Source organism: Paraburkholderia sp. EG304, assembly GCF_046543485.1.
GTDB classification, from domain to species: Bacteria; Pseudomonadota; Gammaproteobacteria; order Burkholderiales; family Burkholderiaceae; genus Paraburkholderia; species Paraburkholderia youngii.
This window is the reverse complement of sequence record NZ_JBKGUA010000003.1, coordinates 188897-207183: the sequence shown is the minus strand read 5'-3', so window position 1 is coordinate 207183 and position 18287 is coordinate 188897. Positions and strand designations below refer to the sequence as shown.

The following is an 18287-nucleotide window of genomic DNA, read 5'->3' as shown; positions in this document are numbered from 1 at the left end:
AACAAAGAGAACACCTCTGCTAGAGCCCCACGCGGCGGCGCGCTCTAACGTCGGCAGGTGGCCGCGGCACTGCGCGCTGACTGCAGGTGTCCGCGGAGTTTCAGGCGGACGCGAGGCATCCGCGTGTGCTCCGTGAACGGGTGCTATCAGCCTGGAATTTGCTCGGCGGGGTGAACGTCGCCCGCGCACTGAATTTCAACGGCGCGGGGACAAGGAATGCGAGCAGAACGGATGGCGCTGTCGCATCTGCGAGCCGGAAAGGATCGGCAGCAGATGGATTTTGAATAGCACAGAAGCGGCGACTCCCTTTGCGAAGGAGTTTTGTCAGGTACGACGCACCGTTGAATCAGCGCCGCGATCTGGCCGAAGTTTCGTATGTGACGCTCCGAATCATGCAGCCGATCGGGCTTGCGATGCGTTTGACGTAGGGGCGCCGACGCATCGCCTTGCGTTACGACGCAACCGCCTCGATGCGGCCGCTGCTCCCCGGATAACGTCCGAGCGTCAATATCAGCGCACACGCACCAACGAGGACGCACGGGAGCACGACCAGGAGCAGATCGTAACTACCGTGCCTGTCGAAATAGGCGCCGATGCCAAGCGGGCCGACGACGGAGCCCAGGCAATATCCCGAGAAAGCGATTCCGTACAGGGTGCCAAACAGGCGCATTCCAAGATACGCGCGCACGAGGTAGGAAATCAGGTCGCCCTCGGCGCCAATCGTCAAGCCGATCAGCGCCGCGGCCAGCAACAGCACCTGATAGTCTCGAGAGATATGAAACAACAGGATGCCGGCGGCGCCCCCCAGAAAGAACAGCACAGCGACCAGAGGAGCATGCACATGATCGAGCAATACCCCGGTGAGAAGTCGGCCCGCCAACAGGCCCACTCCGAGCATCGAAGCACCGCGTGCAGCGTCTTCCACGTTGATGCCCCGATCGATGAACATGCTGGGAAGGTGCGGCACCAGTGCGAGCGTACAGATCGACCCCAGCATGAAAGTCAGCCAGATCGCCCACAACCGGTAACTCTTCATCGCCCGCCCGAGCGTCAGTCCTTCCGCACGCACCGGTACGGTTGAGCGCTGATCTGGCGCGTCGATCCTGTGCTCCCTCAGTAGCGAACAGGCCACCAGCATCAAGGGCAGCGACGCGCCTCCGAGGATGACATAGGCCGTACGCCACCCGAAATGGGTCACCAGATATTGCGCGAAAGTCGGCATGACCATCGACCCAACGCCGAGACCGCACATAGCCAGTGCGAGCGCGAGGCCGAGACGACGATCGAACCATTGTGGAAATACCGCGAGGTAGCCCAATACCGAGACCGCCGCGCCGACGACTCCGATCAGCCCGGAGAGTCCGATCCACATGATCTTGCTGCCGTCCTGCTTCGACATGCAGATGACGGCGAGGCCGAAAGCGACGCCAGACCAGAAGATGACGCGCCGAATTCCGAACCTGTCCATCAGCATGCCGATGAGTGGACTGCCTATAGCCATGCCAAGCAGCGTAGCCGAGAACGACAGCGACATTTCCATCCGGCCCCACCCGAACTCCGCCGCGAGTGGCCGGGCGAAGATGCCCGGTACCGAGTTAAACGACGTCACGCCGGCAAACATGCCGATTGCCGCGCCGACCACGATCGAAACATAAGTCCACCACCCGATGGAGCGGATACCCTCGCGATCCATGCCATTCCTCCTGGATCCAAACCAACGTTTCAGCGACGCAATAAGCGTCTATTACATTCGGCGTGAATCGACTGCCCTTATATTGCGCCGGTTGCGGCTTGCACAGGTGGTCACGCGCCACGAGAACGCCCGGCAGCACCACCCCCGTCGCCCGGCGCCTGTAGCCTGGGGCCTCAAAACATGTGACGAATGCCGATCTCCGCACCGAACTGATTGCCGCCAGGAGCCGGCGCGGCAGGCACCGTGCTCGCCGCGGAGACGGAATAGATGCCGCCTTTGCCGTTGTTCTTCAGGTAGGAGAGCACGCTGTATACCGCAGTGCGTTTGCTGAAGTTGTAGTTGACGCGCACCGTACCAAGGGTGCCGTCGGCATCGAACGCAGTGTTATCGATCCGAGAAATCTGCGCTTCGAACGTCCAGGCCTGATAGGGGTAGGTCGCGCCAAGATATTCGAGGTCGGTAGTGGCCGATTTCACGTCCCCCTGAATGCGCCGGTGCAGCCACCCGGCGCCCAGTTGCACAGGCCCGACGAAGAGCTTGGCTGCAACCTGGTACCGCCGATCAGTATCCGATGACTTCGTGAAAGCGATGCCCGGCAAGCCGGGAACTACTGTGACGGGTGCCGCTCCCGCTCCACCGCGCTGCTCGTCATAGGTTGTCGCGATGCCCCAAGCGTTAGCGTCATACTTGAGCATGGCGGACACAGCGCGACAGGCCAGAAAGTCATTGCCGCTCTGGCCCGGGCAGTTGCCTGCCGGACTCGAATCACGACCGAACGAATAGCTCGCCCCCACGGTCAAGCCAGCGAATGTGCCCAGATACACCACGTCGCTATCGAAACGTGCCGCCAGCAGGTAAGGATCGAACGAAGCCAGACCACCCATCCCGCCTGAGCCAAGGATATTCGAATCATACATTCCCCAGGTCGTCATGCTGTACTGGCGCCCGAAGGAGAGTTGCCCCCAAGGTCCAGCCAGGCCGGTGTAAGCCTGCCGGCCGAACAACCGACCACCCTGCTGCAACGAGCCGTTCGACATCGAGAATCCGCTCTCCAACGTGAAAATGGCCTTCAACCCGTTGCCGAGGTCCTCCGAACCTTTGATGCCCCAGCGCGACGCCGCGTCACCACCGCCAATCACCGGCATACGCACAACAGTCCCTCCGGTCGACGTTGCATGCGTGATGTATTCGACACCGGTATCGACAAGCCCGTACAACGTGACCGAGTTTTGAGCAAACACCGATACCGATGTCATCGCGCAAGCCGCAAGGGCGGCTATCTTTGTCTTCCTCATTTCATCTCCTTTTCTGTGGAAGGCAAATCACCTTTCACCAATGATCATGAATTTGCGGGTGCGCCGGGGATCACGCGTACGGAACGGAGTCCATACATCGCGATGCCTTCCTAACGCATCCGTAGTACGCCGAATCAATTGATTGGTATTTACTGATTTACCTCGCGGCTGAACTACGTCCAGCGATAACTGGACCACCCGTGTCGATGGCGTTTTCTCCATCGCGTGTGGCCGCGAAAATGACGCATCAAACGACGTTTTCTGCCTTGCGACGAATGACCGACAGCAATTCGAGCGCTCGATCCGCCGCAGCCTTGGCGCCCGGCCGGTTTCCGCGCACGTATGGCGGACGCAGATCTTCGATTTCGGAGAGCGCCTTGACCATCTCTTCGTCGGCAACACATAGACGCCGGTACTCGTTCACCGTCAGCAGATAAGTATGAAATACGTCGGCGCCAGGACCCGTCGCACCCTTTCCATGCAGAACTGCGTTCAGCCAATGCGTGCCTGCCAGCATCGCCCCCTCGATCTTCATTTCGCAGTCGTCGTCGGCGCACTTCTTCAGGGATCGCTCGATGCGCCGCGCAGCTTCGAGATGTTTTTCAATGTCCATGCGCGTCTCCTTGCAGGCGCTCATTCAAAAGCCGCTGGCACCGCGCAAGCGCTGCGTCGCATTCGGCGACGATGGCTGCCGTCGGTACCACGCCTTCACGCACGCATGGATCGCGGTATCGTTCTACAGTCTCCATCAGGTGCATCATCGATTCGATGTCTTCCGGTATCGCAGCCTCGATTACCGGGCGACCTACATGCAGGATGTCGCCGAGCGGTCGAAATTCGGTCGTCAGCGAGCCGTCGGCGCGAGGCACGAGATAAACCCCCGGTTGTGTCGGATGAATGTCGTCGCTCGCGGTAACCCCCGCGCAATGGAGCGCGGCATTGACCGCATGGGTGCCTGCGGTCATGCCGGCCCAAAACCAAAGTTCGAAGTCGACGAGCGGGTCAAAGCGATTGCGCAGCAACTCCAGTCTCGCGATCTTCTCCAGGTGGGACTTCACATTCATTTGCTCAAAACCTCCTTCCGCGTGGCCCAGCACATTGCGTCTCCAATGTCTGCAAGATACGGCGCGTCGCACAGGCGAGTCAACACTTCTATATAGGAGTTAAGGGAAACTCCTATATAGGACATTATGATCAGACGGCAAAAACTCTTGATTTAGATAAAATTAAGCATTACATTCATGCATAGGACTGGCGCCTGATACGGCGCGTGAGGAGTTCGATGCTCCAGCGGCAGGTCCCCGAGTACATTTCCCGCGGTTAGGGAGTTCGTTCACGGGGATTTCAACGCAGTGTTTGGAAAAAAATGACAAAACTATCCATGGTGTCGGAATCGATCATCCGGCACATCGAAACTGGCGACCTTCGCGAGGGCGACCGGCTGCCCTCAGAGGGCGAACTGGCGGCCACGCACGGCGTGAGCGTGGGCACCGTCCAGAAGGCGCTCATGCAACTCGTGCATTCGGGACTCATTACACGCGAACAGGGCCGCGGAACATTCGTGTCGGGCGCGCGCGTGGCACCCGCGGACGTTCGCTATCTCCGCTTTCGCGATGCCGACGGTAATGACTTGCCCTCCTATGTTCATCCGCGTTCAGTGAAACGCCTTAAGCGCAAGGGGCCCTGGTCCGACTTCCTCGGAGGCGAAGGCTACGTCCGCATCGATCGTGTCATCAGCGTGGCTGGCCGGTTCGATCTGTATACCGAGTTCTGGATGCGTGATGAGGATTTCTCGGAACTGGGCGGACTCGATCGCGCTGCGCTCGAACGAAACTTGCGAGAACTGGTCGCCCAGCGTCTGTCATTGCCGACGCAGCATGTCGACCAGTGGATCAGGTTTGATCCGCTGCCTGACGTTGCCGCGAAAGAGTTGAAAATTGCAAGTGGCCAGCCAGGGTTCATCATGGAATTGCGCGGATATACGCTGCGTAACCGTCCGCTTTATTTCCAGACAGTCTATTCAGGACCGTTCTCCGACCGGCTGGTCGTTATGCGGGAGAGCGGCCAATGAGCCCGCTTGGTTTTGGCGCGAGTTCGACCGAACCAGGGGAATTGCCCTCGGCCGCCTCGCAAATGAAGTTCGCGATGAGAACGCGCCGAAATATCGAATGATTGCATCATGGCCCGGCATTTTGTCGGAGCGCCCGGCGAAGGCCCTGCGGAAATGCTTGATGGCGGCATGAGCCGGTCGCAATTAAGGTTAGTCAAGCGCGATCCTGACCGGAGAAATATTCCAGATCCGCTCACAATACTCGCCGATCGCGCGATCGGACGAAAATTTCCCCGAGCGTGCTGTGTTGAGGATCGACATCCGCGTCCAACGTCCCGGATTCTGCCAGGCGACGCTTACAAGTTCCTGGCACGCCACATATCCAGCGTAGTCGGCCAACACCAAAAACGGATCGAAGTTGCGCAGGTTGTCCACGAGCGGACGGAACACCTCACGGTCGCCGCGCGAGAAGTATCCTGACGAGATCAGGTCCAGCGCTTCGCGCAACTCCGCATTGCCCTCAACGTGAACTTCAGGGTGATAGCCCTCGCGTTTGATACTCGTCACCTCTTCAGCGGACAAACCGAAAAGGAAGAAGTTTTCCTCGCCCACCTCCTCACGGATCTCGATATTCGCACCGTCCAATGTTCCGATCGTGATTGCGCCATTCATCATGAACTTCATGTTGCCGGTTCCGGATGCCTCCTTGCCAGCCAGTGAAATCTGCTCTGACAGGTCGGCAGCCGGATAGATGAAATGGGCATTTTTGACGTTGAAATTTGGGAAAAACACGACCTTGAGCCGCCCCTCCATTGCCGGGTCGTTGTTGACTACTTCGGCCAGACCTGTCATCAGACGAATCATCAGCTTGGCCATCGTGTAGCTCGGTGCCGCCTTGCCGCCAAAGATGAAACAATGCGGCACCACGTCTTGCTCCCGGTGGCGGCGAATACGCTGATAGAGCGTAATGATGTAAAGCAGATTCAGGTGTTGCCGCTTGTATTCATGGATGCGCTTGACCTGGATGTCAAACAATGCATCGGGATCGACAACGATGCCCGTGCTATTCCGTACGAGCTGCGCAAGATCCGCCTTATTGCATCGCCTGACGTGACGCCAGTCGTCCTGGAAAGCCGTGTCGTCGACGTGGGACTCGAGTGTGCGAAGACGCGCCAGGTCGGTTACCCATCCCTCGCCCACCGTCTGGTCGAGCAGGCGCGCGAGACGCGGATTGCCCAGCAGCATGAACCGGCGCGGTGTGACGCCGTTGGTTACGTTGTCGAACCGCTCAGGCCACAATTCGGCAAAGTCGCGCAGCACTGTCTGTCTCAGGAGCGTCGAATGCAGTGCGGCCACACCGTTGATCGCGTGACTGCCGATTGTCGCCAGATGGGCCATGCGGATCTTCTTCTCGCCGGTTTCGTCGATCAGCGACATTCTCGCAATACGCGCTTCGTCGCCGGGATAGCGTTGCCGGACCTCAGCGAGAAACCGACTATTGATCTCGAAAATGATCTCGAGCGGGCGCGGCAACAGGTTGCGAAAGAGCGGCAAACCCCATGTTTCCAGGGCCTCGGGCAGCAGCGTATGGTTGGTGTAGGCAAACGTGCGCTGTGTGATGTTCCACGCCTGCTCCCAGGGCAGGCGTCGCTCGTCCACGAGCAGACGCATCAGTTCGGCCACCGCGATCGACGGATGCGTATCGTTCAACTGCACGGTGAACATTTCCGCGAAGCGTTCGACCGGCTCGCGCCTGCGGTCGAGCAGGCGCAGCATGTCCTGCAGCGAGCACGAAACGAAAAAGTATTGCTGTGCAAGGCGCAGGCGCTTGCCGGCGTCGGGTTCGTCGTTGGGATAAAGCACCTTGGACAGCGTTTCGGAATTTACCTTTTCCTGCACGGCCTGGTAATAGTCGCCAGCATTGAAGTCGTGCAGGTCGAAGGACTCGACAGCCTCACTCTTCCAAAGCCGCAACGCGTTGCACGTGTTGACCCGGTATCCGAGCATTGGCATATCGCAGGCCACGCCCTTCACCTGGTGCGCCGGTATCCAGCGCACGCGAAAGCCGCCCTGCGCATCGAACTCATATTCTGTATGGCCGCCGAAAGAGACATAAAAGTTGACGTCGGGGCGCACGAACTCCCATGGATTGCCACGCTGAAGCCACTTGTCGGTCACTTCTGCCTGCCATCCATCACAGATTTCCTGTTTGAAGATGCCAAACTCGTATCGAATGCCATATCCGATTGCCGGAATTTCGAGCGTCGCGAGCGAATCCAGATAGCAGGCAGCCAGCCGCCCAAGCCCCCCATTGCCGAGCCCGGGCTCTTCCTCGATCGCCAGCAGCGTATCAAGCTCCTGGCCGAGCGCCTGCATGGCGGCGCGCGTGTTGGCTTCGATCCCGAGGTTGACGAGGTTATTGCCGAGTTGCGGTCCAATCAGGAATTCAGCGGAAAGATAACAGGCAACCCTTAGTTCCCGGGCGGTGTAGCCCTCGACGGTTGCCGCCCAGCGCCCCAACATGCGGTCGCGCACGGTATGTGCAAGGGCCATATACCAATCATGCGCGGTGGCCAAGGCAGGATGGCGGCCTTGCAGACAGATGACGTTCTCGACAACGCCATGCCGCAGCGCATCGACATCCAGCCCACTGCGCGCGTCGCCAGCTCTCTCTTTTATGCCGAATCCTTCAAGAGTGCTCATGTTGCTTCCTCCGCGAGTTGCGGTCGGTTCGCGATCTGCGAAGCTGCATCAGCCGCACGGGCATTTCAATGGCGTCCCATTTAACTCACGCAGTGGGTCAGGTAACCGGACGGCGTTTCTGACCTGAAAACGAGAGCCCGCGTGCAGCGGTCGCTAGCGACAGTCCCAGAAGTCCAGACCAGCGGCCTATTACCACCAAATCTAGTGCGCGGATTTGAGTTTCGACCTTCGCTTCTGCCTGGCAGCGGAGGTCAAACGTGTATGGCGAACGCCCAAAGTCCAGTGCGCAGCGCCGGAGCGCGCTGTGGTTCGGTTCAACGTATCCGCTCATAGGTATCAACGGTATTTTACGTTCACGCGTATGGCACATGCACTCGCGATCGCGAGTCTTGGTTGAGTCGATCCAAAACAGGGCCGATCAGTCGATGGCGCGATCAGCCGCGACATTTGGTATGCGTACGCGCGTCACTGCGGTGCTTCAAGTCCACCCACAACGGCGAATCGTACGGTCGCCCCACTCAAGGGCTGCTAACGTTTAGGGTTATTCGACGCCTGCCTTCATTCACATTGCTGTGAGCGTGTCGCGGCGCCTGCGGGCAGGCGTCGCTCCCTGCCAGATACGTCGGGGTCATGTCGGCCCACCGCCGCCTTTCGCGCCAATGCAAGGGCTATGGCCGGTTGCAAGCCCGAAGGGACGTTCGCCAATACCGGAAACGGACATTGAACGCTAGACTATGCGTTCTCTATTTCGATTGGAGCAACTCATGTCACGCCCGTCGGCGGCTGTTGTCGCGCTCTCAACCGCGGTCCTTCTCGGAATAGCTGTTCTTTCGTCGCCCGCTATCGCCGACGTTACGGCACGCCAGAGGGAAGTGGAGCAACACGGCACGGAGGTGATGCCGTTCTCCCTTGCGGCCACCACACACATCTTTACGAAGACGGCCGACGGCGGAATCCAGCAGGTCGTCACGAAGCATCATGATCCGAAGCAGGCCGCCATGATCCGCGGACACTTGGCCATGATCGCCCGGCATTTTTCGGAGGGAGATTTCAATGCGCCGGAGCTAATCCACGGCAACGACATGCCGGGCCTAGCCGTGCTACGTACCGCGAAGCCGGGCGAACTGACGATCCACTATCACGACTTGCCCGATGGAGGCAAAATCGTATATCACGCGGACGAGCCTCGCCTCGTCATGGCGCTGCACGAATGGTTCGACGCCCAGTTGTTCGATCATGGCCACGACGCGATGGCAGGGCACGATCCAAGCATGACGCACCATCATCCGGCAGACGCCTCGACAGCGGAATAGATAGCGCACACGATCAGGATGCCAATGATTGGCCGGTCCGATTTCCCGCTCGGTCAGTGGCGGGTCAGCGCCGGACCTTTGACTTGTTACGAAGTCAGAAGTAAGCGCCGAAGGGCCGCTCGTGGCCGGCAGCACGCATTCATCCCCGTCGCCGGAAAGCAACCATTGAAAACTCCATAGTCAGCTCTGGAAACAAGTTGGCAGAACTGCGCTCGCGTTGCGTTGGAAAGTCCGGTGACGACGCCTACGCCGACAAGGTTATCTGGTCACGAATACCGTTCCAGACCATGAGGTCGACTGATCCATCACCTTGTCGAACTTGATGATCACCGACACGACACGCATGGAAAACCGTGTATAGACTTCGACGTTGATATCCAGCGCCGGCAACGGGATCGAAGGTGGAATTCGAACTCGCCGGCCTAGCGAAGCTCAGCCTCCTTCTTCTCGCGGAAGCGAACGGACACTCTGCCTTTCGAAGATGCTGTTCACCCCGTTCTTGTCACCTTCGCCCAGCCGCCTTCAACGGAATCTGCGTCTGCATGCTCAGCGACGGCCGCTTCATCAACCGGCAGACGATGCCAGACGACACGTCACACCGGAATCGCTTCGCCCTAGCCGCCGATTGTTTTGAGCAACACATTTCTTCACAGATACCTGCGACGCATGCCATCGTTGTAGACGCTCAGGAGGATTCACGCCCCCGCGCGTAGTTACGCCTTGCTTTCGCGCAATTGCCGCAATCCCCCATCGAACACCAGCGCCTGTTTTGCGCACGGCTCTCATCGACGAAAAGCCATCCGCAGCCGCGCGCGTCTTCGCACTGCTTGATCCGTTTCGCGCGTGGCCCCGTCAGGAGTCCCAACGCCGAGACGACGAATGGCCTTATCAACGCCGCGGCGCGCAACGCGTTCGCGTCCCATGACCAGACGTACCTACCGTTTCTGTGCAGCAGCGTTGCGCCCGGCGTCTCGACGCTGAGCAATCGAAACAGCAACGACAGGTCCGCCGGCGTCTTCTTTTCCCTCGTGGCTCCGTAGAGGGCGGCATAGATCGCCTCGCGCGCTTCGATCGCAAGCCGGTATGCGTTGTCAGCCGCCCTGGGATCGCTCTTCCAATGGACGCGGTACGCACGCAGCAGGCCATCGTCGACCAGCCGCTGCTCCCTCAGCACAACCAGCAATGAGCGGGCGGACTCGAGCCGCTCCTGAGGCTCCCCGGTTAGTCTCCATGCGACCGTATTCACGAACGGTATGCAAGGGTCCTCGGTGACGACGAATGCGCTGCTCGCCTGTGACGCGGTGTTGACCATGCTCATAGCCGACTCCTTGCAAAATACCGACCGTAGTCTAACCTGTTAACCGGTTAAGTATTAGTGGAAAGCGCCAATGCGTGTACGCTTGCTCATCGCGTTTTCAATCATCTACGTCGTCTGGGGGTCGACGTATCTTTGCGTCGCCATCGCGTTGCGCTCGTTCCCGCCACTGATGCTGATGTGCATCCGCTGTCTGGCCGGCGGGACCATACTGCTCCTTTGGGGTGCCTTGCGCGAACGCGACCCACTGACGCCGCGAACGCTGCTGCTGGCAATTGTTTGCGGACTCCTGTTTTTCGTAGGTTGCCATGGGGTATTGGCGCTCGCGCAGCGGCATGTGCCGTCCGGACTTGCCGCGGTCATGCTCGCCACGATCCCGTTCTGGATCGCCCTGCTGCGCCTCCTGCTACCGGGTCGACGCGCGCCTTCGCGGTCCGTATGGCTCGCGCTCGGCGCGGGCTTTGCCGGGGTAGGCGTCATTGCCTGGGCTCCCTCTTCGTCGGGGGCTATCGACGCGTTTTGGCTCGCCGCGCTGTTAGGCTCGAGTCTTTCGTGGGCGCTCGCAACCGTCGCCGTGCAAAACTTCGGCGGCACGAAACAAGGCCTGAGACTTTCGGGGATTGAACTGCTCTCAGGCGGCGTCGTGCTTGCAGCGCTGAGCGCAGGAGCCGGCGAAGCGCAGCTTTTCCGACCGGATCGAATCTCAGGATCCTCGCTCGTCGCGTTGGCTTACCTGACGATAGCGGGTACTGTCGTTGCATTTTCGGTATACGTGTGGCTGCTCGACCGTGTTCAACCGACGTTGGTCGCAACGTACACGTTTGTCAATCCTGTGGTGGCGGTCGTGCTAGGGTGGCTTTTTCTGGACGAGCAGCCGAGCATGGGGATGCTCATTGGCGCGCCGTTGACGATCGGCGCGGTATGTGTCGCATGGCGGCTGGAACAAAGAAACCCCACCCGGCGGACGCAGAAGCGCCACGATCTTGTCGCATCGTCACTTTCGCGGGGCGGGCAGGACTGCGATCGCTAATCGTCGCGACCGCCGAGCAGATGGGCATTTCCACCTTCAGGCGGCTCGCGTCGGCTGCTCGACCTGTGCCTCAGTTACGAATCGCGAAGCGAAGTTCTTTTGAGGTGCCGGAAAACATCAGCGTCGCGCGCGGGTCATTGCTACGTAGAACAGTCGCCGCTCTTCTGGCTCGGTTGATTTGGGACCGGAACGATGGTCTCTTCGGAGCGTGTGATCCAGACTTGGTCCCACTCAAGCTCCTTCGAACTGTTCATCGTCGTGAGCATGAGCACGTCGGTGCCGGCTCGTTGTTGTCCTGGCGAAAGGACAGCAGCCGCTCGGCAAAGGTGTCGTTCAAGCGTGAGATGACGTCACACGTCGCCTGGATGGTGCGGATGCCGTTTTCCTTTTTGGTGTGCTTGAGCATCCCGGGTGCGAGACGTCTGTCATGAGGAGCACATCGCCAGCCGGGCGACGATCATGCAGCAGAAGACACAACGGCCGGTACAGTTTGAGATTACCGAGCAAACCCGCGACAGCGTGATGGCATAGATACGGCACGCGGGGCTGCATGGAACCGGCTTCCTGTTCCCGAGCCGAATTCACGAGTCTCCTCACTTGTCAACGCGACAATATGCGCGGCTGGGGCCTCGACGACACCGCTGACGGTGCGCATACGATGCACCGGACCAAGGCGTCGTTGATCTATCGTCGCACGAAGAATCTCCGCGCTGTCCAGTTGTTGCTCGGCAACACGAAACTTGAAAGTACAGTCCGCTACCTTGGCATCGAGGTAGATGACGCACTTGAAAGGCGGAACAAACAGGCGCACTTCCAGCGCCGCGGTATGCTGCATGCAACCACGCGTGAAGAAGGAGCATCAGCCCTGATGCCTCACTCGACTTCGTGGCGCGTCGGCCGACACGTCGCGTGGAGCGCTTTTAGCTCGCACACCCGATGCCGACGGCCAGTAGTGCGAAGATGCCGCACAATTGAGCCCCAAGCAGTGCACCGACCGACGGCTGGAGTTTGTTCATCGAAAACACCACCCGACATCCGTCAACCATGGTCGCCAGCTGTGCTACGTCCCGTGCGGCGTTGTCCCATAAGATTTGATCCGGACAATGGCCCGGTGCATCCTTCAGCTCACATTCCAGAATCGACTCCGACGGCGCGCGTCTTATCAGTCTGCAGTTAGCTGAGCGACGTGTTCAAGTGCAAACCGGTGCTAACCGATTGCATCTCGCCGCGACGGGCACCCTTTCGTCAGCTGTTTTTGACGCGAAGCCCGAGCATGGTGGTATGGCGAACTTCGCGACATTGAATGGCTAAAAGTTCCGCTCTGCATTGCGGAGTCGCCTTGTTCAGGGTAGCGGCAGCGGCAACGCTCGACGGAAACCTTATGAAAAACTGAAGCAAATCACGTTTGAGACCTGGTGAATACGATACGGACGACTACTTAATGGAAAGCGTATGCTGTAGCGGCGGATTCCACTGTTGCGGACGCATTGACGAAGCTCGACATATTTCAACGATCAGAGGAGGTGGGCTATGCGAAGGTACATTTTGGCAAATGCAATGGCGGTTGCGTCGGTGGCGGTCGTTATTGCGGGCTGTGGCGGCGGGGACAACCTTACAAGCGGGCCGCATTATGTATCGGACATTGCCGTGCCGAACATCAAGACCGGCGTCAACTTTTCGTTTGATATCGGCGTCGTTTCCGGTAGCCATTACTTTTTTACCGACAGAAATAACGCTTCGCTGGATCAGATCGACATTCCGTCGAAGTCGTTCGTCAAGGCAATCCAGGGGAGCGGTCCGCTCGCGTTTACGGGACTTGGACCCGGTCCAAATTCGCAGGCCGGTCCGGACGGCGCGACGCCTGTCGGCAGCCTCATCTATGCGGGGGACGTGAATTCTGTGAAGATCGTCGACCCTGCAGCAGGGGCAGTGATAAGCAAGATAGTGGTCAGCACAACCGGCGTGCGCGCAGATGAAGGTTGTCTCGATTCGACCCATGGCATCTTCATGATCTCGAGTCCGGAAGAGAACCCGCCCTTCGCGACATTCATCAACACGGCGACTCAGACCGTCGTGGCAAAGGTCACATTCACTGACAACGCGGGTAAACCCACTGCCGGACTCGAAGCCTGCCGGTACGACGCCACGAGCGACAACTTCTACGTGAACGTAGACGGCAGCACGACGAATCCTCATGGTGAACTCGTAAAACTGCCGGGAGCATCTGTTCGGGCAATACCAAACGGCGGCACGCAGAACTATACAACCCTTGCGGGCGTCGCGATGTATGGGGAAGGTAACTGCGATCCTACTGGGTTGGCGCTCGGGCCTGGGAACGATATTGCGGTCGGTTGCCGAGAAGGGACGACTGGCGCGCCGTTGCTCATGCAGATTATCGATCGTTCAAACGGCGCGCTCCTGGCGTCCCTCAACGCGGGTGGAGGTGATCAGCTTGAATACGATGTGTCCACCAATCGCTACTACAACGCGGCAAGCCGTTGGACTTCTTCCGGCAATGCCTCGACGAATGGCGCCTGCTCGGCAGCATCGCCGTGTACGCCAGTACTAACCATTGTCGACGCCGGTTCCCGCAGCGTTGTCACTCGCCTGAACACTGGTAACAATGCGCATTCGGTTGCAATCGACCCGGCGACAGGGCTGATTTTCGTTCCCTACTCTTCGGCGACATCGCCAGCAGGATGCCCGAGTTGCGCCGCAAATGGATTCGTCAATGGCGGGGTCTCGGTGTTCGCCGCAAGGTAGCGTCGATCCACACCCGCTTCCGCTTTGCGGGAGCTGTCGACCCGTGTGCTCTAGCGTGACCATTGATTGAAAGACGTCGCCGCTTCTCGGATGTACAGAGCGACGTTAAATCACTCCTGCTAGCGTGCGATCTATCACGCGGGGCTGTGCTCAACGACGCAGCCCCATCGGGACTGCATCCTGGTCATCGGGGGCTGCCCTGCGCGCGCAAGGTGGACTGCGTCCTCCAGGAACTGCTTACGATGGGGTCGGCCGTCGTTAATGACGGAGGCAAGAAGCAGCGAGAAACACTCGCCGCTTTTTTATTGCAGGTTGCCCCAGCGTGCGACTGCCGGCTCGGCCGTCGCCCACTTCCAGCCGTTGTCCTGCTGGCACGCGCTGGCCGTGAACCACCTCTCGGGCGCGTTCGGGCCGTCTCCGTCCTGCACCGAGAACACGAAGTCTTTGCACAGCGCGAGCGCCGAGTTGACCGCGCGCGTCACGCGCACCTGGCCGTGACCGTTCTCGATCGGCAACGTGTGCTTGACCGACCATGGTTTCGTTTCGCCGACCGGCATCGTGCCGACCAGCGCCGCCATCAGATCCTGCTGGTCTTTGTGCATGCTGCGCATGTAGCGCGCGACCGCTTCGTCGGTGGCGGCCTGCACCGCCACGCCGACGCCGAGCGCGACGGCCGGATTGCTGGTCACGATGCCCGAAGCGACACCCGCCGCCGCGCCGCTCGCGGCGCCGATCGACGCGCAGCCGCTCGCCAGCAGGCTCGCGCCGACGCATAGCGCGCCGGCCGCGATGAGCCGAAGCCGATCACCCCACGGAACGCCAGGCGAACACAATTTCATTGCAGCGCACCCCAGCGCTCGGTGGCGGGTTCGGCCGATGCCCAACGCCAGTCCTTACCGTCACGGCAAACCGATGCGATGTAAAACGCGCTGCTCGCGGGCTTGTCGCGCGTTGCGGTCTGATCGACGGAAAAAACGATTTCCTTGCAGTCGAGCGCGCCGGTGCTGATCAGGCGGCTGACGGTCACGCGGCCGTGCTCGTCGTCTTCGATCGGGAAAGAGTGGGTGATGCTCCAGGGAGCGACCGCGCCGACTTCGAGCGGACCAGCCGCCTGCGCGATGCTGTTCTGCGTATTCGTGTGGACCACGCGCTCCGAATACTGCACGCCGGCGCGCGCGGCGGCGACCGCGCCGAGACCGATACCGGTCGCGACCGCCGCATTGCTGGTGACCTTGCCCGCGACCGCGGCACCCGCGATACCGGCGCCCGCGACCGCGCCTTCCGAATACAACGAGCTACAGCCGCTCAATGCCGACGACACGGCCAGCGCCAGCGCGATCAGCGCTGCTACGTGGGGGCGTTTGCCTGTGACAACGGACTTCGCGTTGTCAGCCCACACCAAGTTCTTCTGCATTTCTACCGTCCCTGCCCTACCAGTGCCGTCGATCAAGGCCACACGCGTAACAGTCTGCGGCGATGAGGCTCATATGCGATCGCGTCCACGACAGAAGATTGACCCGTGCATTCGAGGCTTTCCAGGCGCGAGCGCAGTGTGTCACCGCCGACGGAGACACTTGAGCAAACAGTGTTCCCATTCTCGGAGAGTGATCTGTGCTCGTCGGCCTCCGGTCGCTGAGACGGAACTATCGAATCGCGACAACCGAACCGATAATGCAAACGGAGTCCGCCTTTTCGGCGGCTTCTGTGCGCACCGCACTAATCTTGCGCTGGCATGGAACGGTGTCGCTACAATTACCTCTCGCCATCCTCTGCTCCTGTCACTTCGGGATTCAACACCGTCTTCATCATGTGCGCTGCTCGATCGCGACTACTGGAAACGGCGCGCACAAATGCCAACCGCGCGCTCCGATGCCGGGCTGCTGCCTGATTGCCGGCTACGTCGCCTCACCGCCCGTTGCAAACAAGATGGCTGCGACAGGAGCGCTATGATGTCGACGGCGAACTTGGGACCTGGAACGGCGACTGTAAAACGGTGCTCTCGCCTGGCTGCGTTCGGCAAGCGTCGGGCGTGCCATACCAGATAGAGATGGGCAGTTATCGAGTGATGGGCGAAGCGGAGAGCGATGCCGTACTCGTTGCGCCAGTGCTTGCCTACGATCACGGTCGCGGCGAATGGCCGACGAGGACGGTCGCCACTTTGACGTTCAGTCGAGCATCACCGCCATGCATCGGGATATTTAGGAGAGTAGACATTTCTTCTGCTTTCTTGGAGCGTCGCATCAGTCATTGCGCTGTGTCGCGTAGCTGGCGATCCGCCAACGCATCAATTCCCACGGGCTGTTAGCTTTTCGCTTGGCCCGATCACGCGGTCGACATGGACCGCGCAACAACGTACGGCGACCGGTGTCGGGGCAAGCGGCGCCGCGCAGCTCCGCTAAGCCCTCAAAACGACTGTGCTGTTCTCGCGACGCATGCCGCTGCGCGTGTCTGTCAGTTTGCATTGCGGCAGCGAATCGCTAGCTGCGTAGTCGAAAGGCGGGCTGTGTCGCGTGGACGTCAGCCTCGCGCGATGTTGACGCCGCGTGCAACCCGCTGTTATCGCTACCGGCCGTCTTGCCTTGGGCTGTTCCGTGGTTTATTGACGTCGCTGTTCGCGCCGTCACGGGTACCCATATTCAGACCATTGGCCTTGCCGCGCCTGGAAGGCACCGTCGCAGGACCACTGGCCGCTCCACTGCCCATGACATTCGGTGAATCGGATTCCCTCCCACTGGGGGTCTTCATCCAACCGGCGCCGCCATGGGATGTTGCCGCCGCTTCTGCTCTGCCGCCTTGTGCATATGTAGTTGCCGACAGTGCCATCACTAGAGCCGAAGCGAAAAACGTGTTAGCTGGATGTTTCATGGCTCACTCAAAAGAAGAATCTCATGTCAGCGTCTGCGGTTCACTTGAAGGAGGCGCCGCAAGCCGCGTGCCTTCTGTCGCTGACTAGTCGCCGTTGCCAATGCAGGTTGGCCATGAAATCAACAGCAGACCGTAGGCAGCGCGTAATTTCTCGAAAATGCCACTATGACGTCTGTCCGTCGCAATGGCCGACGCTGGGCAGCGTCCTGCCTTGCAGCGGGCCGCTCGTGGGCTCCCGTTTCTCGCGGCTCTTTGTCATGGATTGGCGTGTGCTTCGTAAGAACTGCTTCGTCATTTCCGCGGGTCCATTCCCCTCTACAACACACGACAAACCTCGATAGAGGTTTCAGGCTTGGTCGTTGCCGCGAACGTTTGCCGCGTTCACATTCTGAAGTGATAGGCATTCTGAGCCTGCTGGCACGACCTGAACTGCACAAATCTCACCGTTCGTCCCAGCCCCTCGACGACCGTTTCTTCGGTTGCGAAACAGATACTAACTTCCTTTGGGCACGCGCCTTGCGCACCAATAGAGCACTATTTTTTGATGGAGGTGAATGATGGGCTCAATCAACCCGCAAGGCACTCAAAGCGGAGCCAACATCGTCGGCGGAGGCGTCGGCGAAGGCCCGGGGCCGGAGGTCATGGCTGCAGCGACGCTCGACGGCACCAAGGTGATGTCTTCCGACGGCGAACACGTCGGGAAGATTTCAGACATCATGCTCGATGTCCGCAACGGTCGCATCGCCTACGCAGTGCTCTCCGAGGGCGGCTTCCTTGGCATGGGTTCGAACCTTCACGCCATCCCGTGGAGCGCGCTCACTCTCGATACGGACCAGAAGTGCTTTTTTGTTGATATTGCGGCGCAGCGCCTCAAGGACGATCCCGGCTTCGACAAGGACCACTGGCCGGCGATGGCAGATGCGAAGTGGGGAGAGACAACCTACAGCTACTACAACAGGAAGCCGTACTGGTCCGCAACCCAGGAGGTCGTAGAAAGCGACCCAACGTTCCGGCCGAGCGAGCATTAAATTAAAAGACTATGGCGTTAGCCGTCCGCGGTAAATGCCTTATCTGCCACTCAGCGCCTATGCCGCCGTGACCTGCTTTGGTGGCCTAGGCGCATTGCTTGAAGTACCAGACGCGCGGAAAAACGTCCCCTGCAACCAGGATGGTTTCGCTGCCTCCCTTCGCTGCTTCGCCGAGCTTGGCCAACGGTTCGACCGCGGCAGATATTTTCTAATGGCGGTGCCGCGACCGGGG

13 protein-coding genes and 2 pseudogenes are annotated in these 18287 nt (G+C 59.8%); 6 read left to right on the top strand and 9 right to left on the bottom strand.

Annotated elements, in window-relative coordinates; genetic code table 11:
• Positions 1 to 451 precede the first annotated feature (451 nt).
• From ACLFKU_RS05350 to ACLFKU_RS05335, 4 genes are all read right to left on the bottom strand, one after another.
• Positions 452 to 1693, bottom strand: coding sequence for an MFS transporter (locus ACLFKU_RS05350; RefSeq protein WP_410848404.1), 1242 nt, complete (start codon positions 1691 to 1693; stop codon positions 452 to 454).
• Positions 1694 to 1866: 173 nt separating this feature from the next.
• Positions 1867 to 2988 (bottom strand): porin, encoded by a 1122-nt coding sequence (locus ACLFKU_RS05345; RefSeq protein WP_410848403.1) that lies wholly within the window; start codon positions 2986 to 2988, stop codon positions 1867 to 1869.
• A gap of 247 nt (positions 2989 to 3235) precedes the next feature.
• Positions 3236 to 3601, bottom strand: coding sequence for a hypothetical protein (locus ACLFKU_RS05340; RefSeq protein WP_410848402.1), 366 nt, complete (start codon positions 3599 to 3601; stop codon positions 3236 to 3238).
• On the bottom strand, positions 3591 to 4052 hold the full coding sequence (locus ACLFKU_RS05335; protein ID WP_410848503.1) for a hypothetical protein: 462 nt from the start codon (positions 4050 to 4052) through the stop codon (positions 3591 to 3593). The genes ACLFKU_RS05340 and ACLFKU_RS05335 overlap by 11 nt, the downstream gene beginning before the upstream one ends.
• Positions 4053 to 4354: 302 nt before the next feature.
• Between ACLFKU_RS05335 and ACLFKU_RS05330 the strand changes: the two genes are divergently transcribed.
• Positions 4355 to 5059: a GntR family transcriptional regulator gene (locus ACLFKU_RS05330; RefSeq protein WP_368581489.1), complete on the top strand. Its 705-nt coding sequence runs from the start codon at positions 4355 to 4357 to the stop codon at positions 5057 to 5059.
• Between the two features lie 189 nt (positions 5060 to 5248).
• On the opposite strand, the gene ACLFKU_RS05325 is transcribed toward ACLFKU_RS05330, so the two are convergent.
• Entirely contained in the window at positions 5249 to 7741 is a 2493-nt protein-coding gene (locus ACLFKU_RS05325) for a glycogen/starch/alpha-glucan phosphorylase (RefSeq protein WP_410848401.1), read from the bottom strand.
• Positions 7742 to 8505: 764 nt separating this feature from the next.
• On the opposite strand from ACLFKU_RS05325, the gene ACLFKU_RS05320 reads away from it, so the two are divergent.
• Positions 8506 to 9054: an aspartate carbamoyltransferase gene (locus tag ACLFKU_RS05320; protein WP_410848400.1), complete on the top strand. Its 549-nt coding sequence runs from the start codon at positions 8506 to 8508 to the stop codon at positions 9052 to 9054.
• Positions 9055 to 9739: 685 nt separating this feature from the next.
• Here the strand turns inward: ACLFKU_RS05320 and ACLFKU_RS05315 are convergent.
• Positions 9740 to 10366 carry a CGNR zinc finger domain-containing protein gene (locus tag ACLFKU_RS05315; protein ID WP_410848399.1) on the bottom strand — a complete coding sequence of 209 codons (627 nt, stop codon included), beginning with the start codon at positions 10364 to 10366 and terminating at the stop codon, positions 9740 to 9742.
• An 88-nt stretch (positions 10367 to 10454) separates the two neighbouring features.
• On the opposite strand from ACLFKU_RS05315, the gene ACLFKU_RS05310 reads away from it, so the two are divergent.
• On the top strand, positions 10455 to 11399 hold the full coding sequence (locus tag ACLFKU_RS05310; protein ID WP_410848398.1) for an EamA family transporter: 945 nt from the start codon (positions 10455 to 10457) through the stop codon (positions 11397 to 11399).
• A 36-nt stretch (positions 11400 to 11435) separates the two neighbouring features.
• Here the strand turns inward: ACLFKU_RS05310 and ACLFKU_RS05305 are convergent.
• Positions 11436 to 11775, bottom strand: a pseudogene (locus tag ACLFKU_RS05305) (3'-5' exonuclease); the annotation flags it as partial.
• Positions 11776 to 11807: 32 nt separating this feature from the next.
• On the opposite strand from ACLFKU_RS05305, the pseudogene ACLFKU_RS05300 reads away from it, so the two are divergent.
• A pseudogene (locus ACLFKU_RS05300) lies at positions 11808 to 12189 on the top strand (integrase); the annotation flags it as partial.
• Positions 12190 to 12929: 740 nt separating this feature from the next.
• A complete protein-coding gene (locus tag ACLFKU_RS05295) occupies positions 12930 to 14162 on the top strand; it encodes a hypothetical protein (RefSeq protein WP_410848397.1) in 1233 nt (410 codons plus the stop codon).
• A 302-nt stretch (positions 14163 to 14464) separates the two neighbouring features.
• Here the strand turns inward: ACLFKU_RS05295 and ACLFKU_RS05290 are convergent, their stop codons facing one another.
• Both ACLFKU_RS05290 and ACLFKU_RS05285 read right to left on the bottom strand, forming a co-directional pair.
• Positions 14465 to 15001, bottom strand: a complete 537-nt coding sequence (locus ACLFKU_RS05290; RefSeq protein ID WP_410848396.1) for a hypothetical protein — start codon at positions 14999 to 15001, stop codon at positions 14465 to 14467.
• The gene (locus ACLFKU_RS05285; RefSeq protein ID WP_410848395.1) at positions 14998 to 15576 is read right to left on the bottom strand and encodes a hypothetical protein; all 579 of its coding nucleotides are present in this window, start codon (positions 15574 to 15576) and stop codon (positions 14998 to 15000) included. Before ACLFKU_RS05285 ends, ACLFKU_RS05290 begins: the two co-directional genes overlap by 4 nt.
• A gap of 2008 nt (positions 15577 to 17584) precedes the next feature.
• Between ACLFKU_RS05285 and ACLFKU_RS05280 the strand changes: the two genes are divergently transcribed.
• Positions 17585 to 18055 (top strand): PRC-barrel domain-containing protein, encoded by a 471-nt coding sequence (locus ACLFKU_RS05280; RefSeq protein ID WP_368581687.1) that lies wholly within the window; start codon positions 17585 to 17587, stop codon positions 18053 to 18055.
• Positions 18056 to 18287 lie beyond the last annotated feature (232 nt).

Bases quoted from the DNA above. Each gene is read 5' to 3' on its own strand.
- ACLFKU_RS05350 (WP_410848404.1), bottom strand. From the start codon at position 1,693: ATGGATCGCGAGGGTATCCGCTCCATCGGGTGGTGGACTTATGTTTCG.
- ACLFKU_RS05345 (WP_410848403.1), bottom strand. From the start codon at position 2,988: ATGAGGAAGACAAAGATAGCCGCCCTTGCGGCTTGCGCGATGACATCG.
- ACLFKU_RS05340 (WP_410848402.1), bottom strand. From the start codon at position 3,601: ATGGACATTGAAAAACATCTCGAAGCTGCGCGGCGCATCGAGCGATCC.
- ACLFKU_RS05335 (WP_410848503.1), bottom strand. From the start codon at position 4,052: ATGAATGTGAAGTCCCACCTGGAGAAGATCGCGAGACTGGAGTTGCTG.
- ACLFKU_RS05330 (WP_368581489.1), top strand. From the start codon at position 4,355: ATGACAAAACTATCCATGGTGTCGGAATCGATCATCCGGCACATCGAA.
- ACLFKU_RS05325 (WP_410848401.1), bottom strand. From the start codon at position 7,741: ATGAGCACTCTTGAAGGATTCGGCATAAAAGAGAGAGCTGGCGACGCG.
- ACLFKU_RS05320 (WP_410848400.1), top strand. From the start codon at position 8,506: ATGTCACGCCCGTCGGCGGCTGTTGTCGCGCTCTCAACCGCGGTCCTT.
- ACLFKU_RS05315 (WP_410848399.1), bottom strand. From the start codon at position 10,366: ATGGTCAACACCGCGTCACAGGCGAGCAGCGCATTCGTCGTCACCGAG.
- ACLFKU_RS05295 (WP_410848397.1), top strand. From the start codon at position 12,930: ATGCGAAGGTACATTTTGGCAAATGCAATGGCGGTTGCGTCGGTGGCG.
- ACLFKU_RS05290 (WP_410848396.1), bottom strand. From the start codon at position 15,001: ATGAAATTGTGTTCGCCTGGCGTTCCGTGGGGTGATCGGCTTCGGCTC.
- ACLFKU_RS05285 (WP_410848395.1), bottom strand. From the start codon at position 15,576: ATGCAGAAGAACTTGGTGTGGGCTGACAACGCGAAGTCCGTTGTCACA.
- ACLFKU_RS05280 (WP_368581687.1), top strand. From the start codon at position 17,585: ATGGGCTCAATCAACCCGCAAGGCACTCAAAGCGGAGCCAACATCGTC.